Consider the following 9,059-nt stretch of genomic DNA (forward strand, 5'->3'; position numbering starts at 1 on the left):
GGACCTGCGGAGGGTGAATTCGCCTCCCGGATCGCCTCCTGAGAGAAATTATGACCAAAGTGTTCGTTGCTTCGTTCCGTCGCATTCCATAACCGCTGATTACGCGAATTGTGCGTGACTATAGTCTCGCAACGTTTTTTGCTTTTCCTTATCAGTCGCCAAGTAGATAGATTTCTCTACTTCTCTCACCAGTTATCTGACTAAAATCATTCGGCGTGTTCTACTGAGGACCGTGTCTCTATCGTCGATGGGGCACTTTCGAGATCATTTTGAAGTCGTGAACTGGATCAGGATATTGTCGCTCGGCCGAAATGTTCAAGAGAAAGGAGACGATGCTATTGAAGCGTATGCTGACCGATCCGTACGACGCTTCAGGTTTGATCGCTACGTATGCAGATGGAATGGGTGCTTAGTTAGCCCTCAAGATATACCCGCATCAGATCAGTATTAGCTCGCAGTTCGGATGCCGATCCTTCAAGTACCACTCGCCCGCGCTGCAGCACATAAGCCCGGTCAGAGATATTAAGCCCGAGCGCCGCGTTCTGTTCGGCGATCAATACCGTCACACCGGATTTCTGCGCCAACTGAACCAAACGCTCCGCGATCTCATCGACAATGCGCGGCGCCAGTCCGAGGGATGGCTCGTCCAAAACGAGTAGACGGGGTGAACTCATCAATGCCCGCCCGATCGCCAGCATCTGCTGTTCGCCGCCGCTTAAGGTTCCGGCGACCTGACAAAACCGATCACCGAGCCGCGGAAACATCGCGAAGACGCGGTCAATCGCTGACTGTAACGATGAACCGCGCAGCTCAGGCTTGGCAAAAGCACCGAGCTCGATGTTCTCGCGAACGGTCATTTCGGAAAATATGCCCCGCCCTTCGATCACCAGCGCGAGACCGCGCCGGACCCGCTCCGCCGCATCCAATCGGCAAACATCCTCTCCGCCAAAGCTGATCTCACCCTTTACCTGCTGCACAAGTCCGGTGATCGCATTAACCGCGCTGGACTTCCCCGCGCCGTTCGCGCCTATCATAACAACGATCTCGCCTGCATTGACCTGAAGATCGAGATGCTCCACCGCAAGGATTGTCCCGTAGCGAACCTGAAGTCCCCGCACCTCAAGCATGGACGTCGCTCCTCTCGCCAAGATAGGCGCGCCGGACATCGGCATCAGCGATCACCTCTGCCGGCTCTCCATCCATGATCGGACTACCGCTGTTCAACACCAGAATGCTGTCAGAAAGCGGAATCACGAGACTCATGATGTGATCGACCAGAACGATGGCACAGCCCCTTTCTTTCTGCTCGCGCAACAAGGTAGCCAGTTTTTCAATTTCCGTAGACGACAGACCGGCTCCGGGTTCATCCAGCAATAGAAGAGCAGGACTTGCGGCCAACGCCGTGCCGATTTCGATCAGCTTGCGTTCGTACTGGTTTGCTTCCCCGGGAAAGGCGTGGGCGACGTGCACCAGATCGAGATGGTGCAAGATCATGCTTGCCTCGGCCTCGTAGCGGTTACCGAGTACCGAAGCCCCCAGCACCATGTTTTCGTAGACCGTCAGTGTCGGGATCAATCGGGCATGCTGGAATGTGCGCCCGAGCCCGAGACGCGCGCGGTGATAGGCCGGCGTCTGCTCGACAGGCTGTCCGCCGAGTTTGATCGTGCCGCTGTCCGCGGCGATTGCACCCGAGATCAGCGCAAGCGCAGTCGATTTCCCTGCCCCGTTCGGTCCGATGATCGATTTGATCTCCCCCGCGCGCACGTCAAAACTCAATCCCTTGACCGCTTGCACACCGCCAAATGCCTTGCCGATATCCCTGACCGCCAGAACCGGCTTTTCGCTCGATATGGATGGCGGCCCGGCCGGCGCTTCCTCGGGCAAGAAAAACGAGCGTCTGCGCACAAATCCGGCCAGTCCGCTGGGTGCGAACAGCATGATGATGGCCAAGATCGATCCAAAGATCACTGGCTGCCATGTCGCGGCTTCACGCAATAGCTCGGGCATCCAGCCCAGCAGGACGACACCGAGGATACCGCCCCAGATGCGTCCCATCCCGCCCACGACCAGCATAATGACCAGTGTCAGGGAATAGTTGAGGCCGAACGTATCGGGCGCCACGAATTGAACGTTGTGAACGTACAGGCTTCCGCTCAGCGCTGCGATCGTGGCACTCGCGACGAACACCATGACCTTGAGCGAGGTGACGTTGATCCCGCGCGCGGAAGCTGCCGTTTCATCGGCATGGATCGCCCGCAGCTTCAGGCCAAGACGCGAATTGGCGAGATTCCACACAACCAGAAGTACGACGGCGACAACACCAAGCACGAGATAGTAATACACCAAGGGATCGCGCAGGATGTAACCGCCGATCTTGAGCCGCGGAATCGAGATGATTCCAGAAGAGCCTCCGCTCCATTGCGATGTCACGCGGACAGCCGCGTCGAACATCACCGGAAAACCCAGCGTCGCCATCGCCAGATAGTAGCCGCGCAGTCGAAGCGTCGGGACCGCCACGATCGCTGCCAGCAGGGCTGCAGCAAGCATGCCGACGGGCATCGCTGTCCAGCCCGAAAACCCAGCCTTGGTGGTCAGCAGGCCGGACGCATAGGCGCCGATCGCGACAAAGATGCCATGGCCAAGGGAAAGCTGTCCGGCGTATCCGAGCAGAAGATCCAATCCCACAACGACGAGGATATTGAGAAGCAGGAACGTCCACACGCCCAGGACATAAGGATCCTGCGAAACAAGCGGAACGATCGCAAATGAAGCAAGAATGCCCAGCATGGGCCCCTGCCTCATCGATACAGCCGGCATGAGAGATCGCACCATCATCGGGCCGATCCCGGCTCGGCGCGGCCGAACAGGCCCTGCGGCCGGACGAGAAGGATCACCAGAAGCGTGAGGAACGCGTATGCATTCTGCAAGTCCGACGATATCAGGCCGACGCCCAGCCCTTCCAGCAAACCCAGCACGAGCCCGCCGATCACGGCACCGAACGGATTGGCTAATCCGCCGACAATTGCGGCCGTAAACCCCTTGATAGCGAGAATGACACCGTTGTCGTAAGACATCATCTGCGAGGGTGTGATCAGCATTCCGGCGAGACCGCCGATGGCGGCGCTGGCCAAATAGGCCAGCAACGCCATGCGCCGCGGACGGATGCCGACCGTCCGGGCCGCGCGGCTGTCATTGGCGCATGCACGCATGGCCTTCCCGATCATGGAGCGGAACAGGAAGACCCATAACGCGACGCAGACAAGGGCGGTTATGACCAGAATGGTGATCGTTGCGTAGTTGACGCTCGCACCGAACACCTTGATCGCACCTTGCGGATATAGCGCATACGTCTTGTAGTCTGTTCCCCATATCTGATGGGCGAGGCCTTGCAGCGCGATCGCGACGCCGATCGTGGTCATGATGTAAGTCAGTTCATTGCTGCCTTTTCGCGCGGTCGACAGCAGTCCCTGCAATGCTCCGCCCATGACGATGCTGGCGGCAAGCGACAGGGGCAGGGCGACAGACGCGGGAATGTCGAACAAGGCCAGCGACACAGTCGTGAGTCCGCCGTAAACGACGAACTCGCCCTGTGCGAAATTGATGACCTTGCTCGTGCTGTAGATCAGGCTGAAGCCGACGCCGATCAGTCCATACACCGCACCGATGGCAAGTCCTCCGGCGAGGAACTGCGGAATCGCGCCCCAATCCATGATGGCTTACTTCTCGTAATCGGCGAGACGCCAGCCGTCCTTGTCAGCGATCATCATCACCAGCGCATCGCTCTTCAGTCCACCGTGGTCCTGAGCGGTGAAGTTGAAGACTCCGGTCACGCCGACATAATTCTTCACCTTGTTCTCGAGCCAATCGCGAATCTGGGCGCGCTCGCCGCTGGTTTCCCGGATCGCCTGCAGGACCATATTGGCGGAGTCATACGCGACACCCGCAAACATGTCCGGCGCGATACCGAACTTTGCCTTGTATTTGGTGACGAAGAATTCAGAAACCTTCTTCTGCGGGTGCGAGCCGGGCAACTCGCTCCACACCAGAACAGGCGCACCGACAATCGGCTGCCCGATCACCGCGTCACCAACGGCATTCCGGAATGCGCTGTTGGCTTGGCCATGCCCGGAGATGATCGGAGTGGCCAGTTCAAGTTCGCGCGCATTCTTATAGACGATGGCCGAAGGCGCGCCGAGGCCATGCATGAAGATCGCATCGACGCCCGCCGATTTCAGCTTGGCAAGCTGCGGCTTCAGATCGGTCGAATTGGCTGGGAACGATTCCTCGCGATCGAGAGAAACGCCAGCGCTCTTGGCAAGTTTGCGCATGTTGTCGCGCCCGTCCTCGCCATAGGCATCGGCGGAATAGAGAATTCCCAACTTCTTCCATCCTGCGCGGCGCGCGTAATCAAGCACCTTTGCTACCGAGAGATCGCCACCCTGTCCCGGACGGAAAACCCACTTGCGCTCGGCGACCGGCTCGATCACGCCGATGCCGGACACCGGGCACAGCAGTGCAACTTCCGCTTCGGTGACAATCGGAACGGCTGCCATCGCGCCACCGGTCCGGCTTGGCCCAACGATTGCGAGGACCTTTGCCTGATTGATCAGCTTGCGCGCGGCAAGTACCGTATCGGTCTCCGTGCTCTTGCTGTCTTCAAAAACGAGTTCGACCTTGTTGCCGCGGATACCGCCGGCTTGATTGGCTTCTTCCACCGCAAGCATGACGGCGTTGTGTTCCGGCTTGCCGAGGAAGGATGCGCCGCCGGTGACATCGAGCATTGCTCCGATTTTGTAGGTTTGCTGAGCGGCAGCGGGCTGCGCGACGACCGCAATTGCGGCCGCTGCGACGGCTAGCATGGAAGTGCGAAGATAGTTGGCTGACCTCATATGACGTTCCTCTCTCGCATTGTGATGTTTTTGGTTTCTTCTGATTCTTTCGACACGATGCCGGCCTTGTGCGAAATCGTTTGGTCAGGCGGTCAGACCTGAACCTCCTGCTTGTCCCAGTAAGGCTGGCGCACGTCGCGCCTCAGGATCTTTCCGAAGGACGACATCGGAAGCTGATCGCGGAAATCAATCTTCCTGGGGACCTTGAAATTCGAAAGAGCTTCCTTGCAGTGCGTGATCAGCTCCGCCTCGGTTGCGGAGTGCCCCTGCTTGAGCACGACAGCCGCGACGACAATCTCTCCCCATTTCGGGTCCGGCGCGCCAACGACGGCGACCATGTTCACCGCCGGGTGCTTGTACAGAACATCCTCGATGTCATTCGGGAAGATGTTCTCGCCACCGCTTATGATCATGTCCTTCTTGCGATCCACGATGTAGAGATACCCCTCTTCATCGAAGCGTCCCATGTCACCGAGCGTGAAGAAACTGCCGCTGCGGGCGCTTGCGGTCGCTTCCGGATTGTTGAAATATTCCCGGATCAGCGTGGCGCCGCCGATATGAATTTCGCCGACTTCGCCCTGCGGCACGACCTTTCCGTTCTCGTCCCTCAATTCGACAAACATGCCGATCACCGGACGTCCGACCGATCTCACCTTTCGGGCCTGGTCTTGAGGTGGAAGGTTGGTGACAAGACCGACTTCCGTGCCGCCATAAAACTCGTTGAGGCCCGCATGAGGGAAGCGCTTGAGGATAGCCTCCTTGGTATGAGTCTGCAGTGGAGATCCGCCACTGACGACAATCCGTAGCGATCCGAGATCAAACTCGTTGATCTCGTCACTCGTCATCATCGCAGCCCACATGGTCGGCACCATGAAGGCCCAGGTCGCCTTGTAGCGATCGATCATGCTGAACACATTCGCCGGCGTGGTATCGCTGGTGACGATAACCGTTCCCCCGCAAAATAACTGAAGCAGTGAAAACAGTGCAGGCGCTTCATGGAAAAGCGGCGCGGCCACGAATTCTCGATCATTCGCCGTGATGCCGTAGATCGTGGCCATCCGGCGCAGGCAATCCGCAAATGCGCGGTGCGGATTGACGCATCCCTTCGGGAAGCCGGTCGTCCCTGACGTATAGCCCTGGAAATAGCAAGCATCGAGATCGGCCGGAACGTCAGGGACCACCTCGGCGCCTGCTTCTATCAATCCTTCGTAAGAATAGACACCCTCACCGCCGGGTCCGTCGGAAACGATGTGGCGATCACCAATCGAGGGGAGCTTGCTGCGTAACGAGCTGACCGTGTCACCAAACGCAGCGTCGTACACAAGCGCACTCGCACCGGAATGGTTGACGACATATTCGATCTCGCTTGCGACAAAGCGGAAATTGAGCGGCACAACAGCCACGCCCATCAGGGCCGCCGCCTGATAAAGTTCAAGATAGCGGCTGCTGTTTTGCATTAGCAACGCAACACGATCACCCGGCTTGATTCCAATCCCGGAGAGAGAGTTCGCTAGACGGCGCACCCGCGACCACAGTTGTTCGTATGTCTGAGACCCCAGACTAGATATAATGGCTGTCTTCCGTGGCGTGTACGTCGCAAACCAATGCAACGCATCCCCGATACGGCTCGGCATGGCGCCCTCCCTGTCGCTCGTTTATTCTTCGAACGATCGTACGTTTGATTATTTTGTTCAATGAAGCAGCACGTCGCAGGGCGGGCCCGGAAATTCCGGCCCCGTGTTTTCTGAATCAATCCGGAAGATTGTAGCCGACCTCGGCAAATCCAATCAGATCGCCGGTGGAATCCTTACCTTCGACCAGCACCTGAACCCAGTTCTTGCCGGGACCATTGAAGTGCTTCTGCTTGACCTTGGCCGTCGCGGTGACCGTTTCACCCACCTTCACCGGCTTGGTGAACTTGGCATCGACGTAGCGGATGGAGCCACCGTTCTTTCCGATCACGCCCCATGCCCGCGTCACCACCGATGCGAGAGTGGACATGGTCATCATGCCGTGCCCGACGGTGATAGGCATTCCGAAAACCTGGGCGCGCGCCGCCCATTCCTCGTTGGTATGGACAGGGTTCATATCCAGCGATGCGAGCGCGTAGTGATCGATGGCGGACTGAGCATAGGACTGAGCGACGCCCGGAAACGCGTAGCCGGTGTTGATCTCGCCGAAGGTTGGATTGGACATTGAAACACTCCTCGATTAGGCGTTTGCGAAGCGGGCGACATCCGCCTGCGTTTCGGGAAGAATCAGCGAGCACCACCAGCGCGCCTTGAGCACGCCTTTATCATTATGGAAGTCGAGCAGCATCTGCAGGTAAGGCTTGCCGCGCTGAACGAATTTCTGGGAAGTGGTCACTGTCGTTGTAATGACCTCGCCGTACTTGAACGGCTCGATGATCTCAATTCGCTGCTGGGGGTTGCGGGCGCCGGGGGTCCGAATCCAGGTGCCGATGCCCTTTTCACCGAGACTGTAAAAGGCAATCGTGGTGACAAAGATCGGGTGCTGCAACAGCTCGCCGGTCGGCGAGTTCGTGCGGGCATAGTCGGGATCGACCATCAGCGGATCGGTTTCGCCGCATGCCTTGTTGTAGTCGAGGATATCTTCCTCGGTGATAACGAAAGTGCGCTGGGCAGGACCGGATTGGCCAACGGTGGCGTCTGCCCAGGTCTCATAGTCTTCCCAACCGGTCATGAAATCTTTGGGAAAGTGCCGCTGCTTCTCGGTTGTGACGAATTTATCTAGACGTGCGGGGACGGCCATGGCTTCCTCATCTGGAGTTAATTGTTATTATCGAACAACTGTTAGAATATTTCTTATCGAACGATCGTTAGAAAATCAAGCACTGCGAAAGGAGGTCCTCCATGGCATCGACGACACTGGCTAAGGCAAAAAAAGCCAAATCGGGCAACAAGATGCCAGGTGAAAAGCAGAAGCTGACAAAGGGTGAGCAGGCGCGGGAACGAATAATTTCTGTCGCCGAAGCGCTCTTTAACAAGCAGGGATTCGACGGAGCATCGATGCGTGACATTGCGGCCGCCGCCGAAATGCAGCCCGCATCGATGTATTATCACTTCGACTCCAAGGAGGAGTTGCTCTGGGCCGTCTGGGAGAAAGGCGGGGTCGAACTGCTCAACCGCGTGACCGATGCGATCGCGCTCAAAACCGATCCATGGCAGCGGATGGAAACAGCGTGCATTGCGCATATTACCGGGTTGCTCGACTGGCGGCGCGCAAACCAGGTCTTGTTCGTAATGCCTCCCTGGCACTACCCGGAAAGCATCAAGGCTAGGGTCATTTTCCTGCGCGATGAATATGAAAAGATCTTCACGGGCCTGATCGAGGAGCTCCCGCTGCGCCCCAAGGTCGATAAGCGTTATCTCCGCCTCACCTTGATCGGGGCCCTCTCCTGGTCATTGTTCTGGTACAAGAAGGATCGCGACACACCGGCATCGATCGCAAAGCAGATTTTGGTCATGCTCCGAACCGGTGTTGATAAACCTACGTAAGTCACTACGAGATGGAACGACACCAATCGATCAGATCAGTTGCTAAGTGGCGACGCCCGAACCACTGCATGGACGTCACGCAGTGGTTTATTCTTCTGTCTCTGAAACGAGACCCTAGAAAACGGGAATTCTTCAATGGTTGAATGGAGACTTGGCCCCAATTTCGGAAGATGATGGTTCCAATCGGGTCTCTGTGGAGACTGGGTATGCACAAAAAGCCCGCTATTGGCGGGCCTTTCTCACGCTCAGGTAAGAAATTCTACAAAATCCGGACTGGCTGGCTGGCGACACAGTGCTGATCGCGCCGGTCTCGCGGCAAATTCGCTGCTAACAGGGAATTTTACAGGGAAATGTGTGATTTTGGAGGACCTAGTGGAGAGTTCTATCGAGAAATCGCTGTGCGACAACTACTTATGAAACTAGCGGCGCGAATTAACAGGGAAGACATTTCACGAATAAGGGTAATTTCTGCGGTTACAGGGAATTTCAACTGCACATATCGCCAATTCGCACAGCTTGAAAAAACTGCACCCGCCTGCCCAGATTATGGACGCTCCTACATCGCCTTGACGATGTTTTCGGTCATCTTCTTGGCGTCGCCCAGCAGCATCATGGTGTTGTCACGATAGAACAGCGGGTTGTCGACGCCGGC

Annotated in this window: 9 protein-coding genes; 1 reads left to right on the top strand and 8 read right to left on the bottom strand. The window is 57.2% G+C overall.

Annotation, left to right across the window (positions count from 1 at the left end; translation table 11 throughout):
* Nucleotides 1–413: 413 nt before the first annotated feature.
* The 7 genes from AC1Q67_RS25360 to AC1Q67_RS25390 form a co-directional block, all read right to left on the bottom strand.
* Nucleotides 414–1,172 carry an ABC transporter ATP-binding protein gene (locus AC1Q67_RS25360; RefSeq protein WP_492237898.1) on the bottom strand — a complete coding sequence of 253 codons (759 nt, stop codon included), beginning with the start codon at nt 1,170–1,172 and terminating at the stop codon, nt 414–416.
* Nucleotides 1,120–2,787 carry a branched-chain amino acid ABC transporter ATP-binding protein/permease gene (locus tag AC1Q67_RS25365; RefSeq protein ID WP_492237896.1) on the bottom strand — a complete coding sequence of 556 codons (1,668 nt, stop codon included), beginning with the start codon at nt 2,785–2,787 and terminating at the stop codon, nt 1,120–1,122. The genes AC1Q67_RS25360 and AC1Q67_RS25365 overlap by 53 nt, the downstream gene beginning before the upstream one ends.
* A 44-nt stretch (nt 2,788–2,831) precedes the next feature.
* A complete protein-coding gene (locus AC1Q67_RS25370; protein WP_492237894.1) occupies nt 2,832–3,710 on the bottom strand; it encodes a branched-chain amino acid ABC transporter permease in 879 nt (292 codons plus the stop codon).
* A gap of 6 nt (nt 3,711–3,716) precedes the next feature.
* Complete coding sequence (locus tag AC1Q67_RS25375) at nt 3,717–4,889, bottom strand: ABC transporter substrate-binding protein (protein WP_492237892.1); 1,173 nt, start codon at nt 4,887–4,889, stop codon at nt 3,717–3,719.
* A 92-nt stretch (nt 4,890–4,981) separates the two neighbouring features.
* On the bottom strand, nt 4,982–6,523 hold the full coding sequence (locus AC1Q67_RS25380) for a class I adenylate-forming enzyme family protein (protein WP_492237890.1): 1,542 nt from the start codon (nt 6,521–6,523) through the stop codon (nt 4,982–4,984).
* A 115-nt stretch (nt 6,524–6,638) separates the two neighbouring features.
* Nucleotides 6,639–7,085 (bottom strand): MaoC family dehydratase, encoded by a 447-nt coding sequence (locus tag AC1Q67_RS25385; RefSeq protein WP_492237888.1) that lies wholly within the window; start codon nt 7,083–7,085, stop codon nt 6,639–6,641.
* A 15-nt stretch (nt 7,086–7,100) separates the two neighbouring features.
* The gene (locus tag AC1Q67_RS25390) at nt 7,101–7,661 is read right to left on the bottom strand and encodes a MaoC family dehydratase (RefSeq protein ID WP_492237886.1); all 561 of its coding nucleotides are present in this window, start codon (nt 7,659–7,661) and stop codon (nt 7,101–7,103) included.
* Between the two features lie 101 nt (nt 7,662–7,762).
* Here AC1Q67_RS25390 and AC1Q67_RS25395 point away from each other — a divergent pair, with 101 nt between their 5' ends.
* Nucleotides 7,763–8,407, top strand: coding sequence for a TetR/AcrR family transcriptional regulator (locus AC1Q67_RS25395; RefSeq protein ID WP_492237885.1), 645 nt, complete (start codon nt 7,763–7,765; stop codon nt 8,405–8,407).
* 556 nt (nt 8,408–8,963) lie between these two features.
* Here the strand turns inward: AC1Q67_RS25395 and AC1Q67_RS25400 are convergent.
* Nucleotides 8,964–9,059: NAD(P)(+) transhydrogenase (Re/Si-specific) subunit beta (locus tag AC1Q67_RS25400; RefSeq protein WP_492238181.1), on the bottom strand; the 96-nt coding region annotated here is incomplete at its 5' end.

The sequence above is a fragment of the Afipia sp. GW823-FHT06G09 genome (assembly GCF_058794875.1).

Coding starts and splice junctions, on each gene's coding strand:
- AC1Q67_RS25360 (WP_492237898.1), bottom strand. CDS start 1,172: ATGCCGATGTCCGGCGCGCCTATCTTGGCGAGAGGAGCGACGTCCATG.
- AC1Q67_RS25365 (WP_492237896.1), bottom strand. CDS start 2,787: ATGCTGGGCATTCTTGCTTCATTTGCGATCGTTCCGCTTGTTTCGCAG.
- AC1Q67_RS25370 (WP_492237894.1), bottom strand. CDS start 3,710: ATGGATTGGGGCGCGATTCCGCAGTTCCTCGCCGGAGGACTTGCCATC.
- AC1Q67_RS25375 (WP_492237892.1), bottom strand. CDS start 4,889: ATGAGGTCAGCCAACTATCTTCGCACTTCCATGCTAGCCGTCGCAGCG.
- AC1Q67_RS25380 (WP_492237890.1), bottom strand. CDS start 6,523: ATGCCGAGCCGTATCGGGGATGCGTTGCATTGGTTTGCGACGTACACG.
- AC1Q67_RS25385 (WP_492237888.1), bottom strand. CDS start 7,085: ATGTCCAATCCAACCTTCGGCGAGATCAACACCGGCTACGCGTTTCCG.
- AC1Q67_RS25390 (WP_492237886.1), bottom strand. CDS start 7,661: ATGGCCGTCCCCGCACGTCTAGATAAATTCGTCACAACCGAGAAGCAG.
- AC1Q67_RS25395 (WP_492237885.1), top strand. CDS start 7,763: ATGGCATCGACGACACTGGCTAAGGCAAAAAAAGCCAAATCGGGCAAC.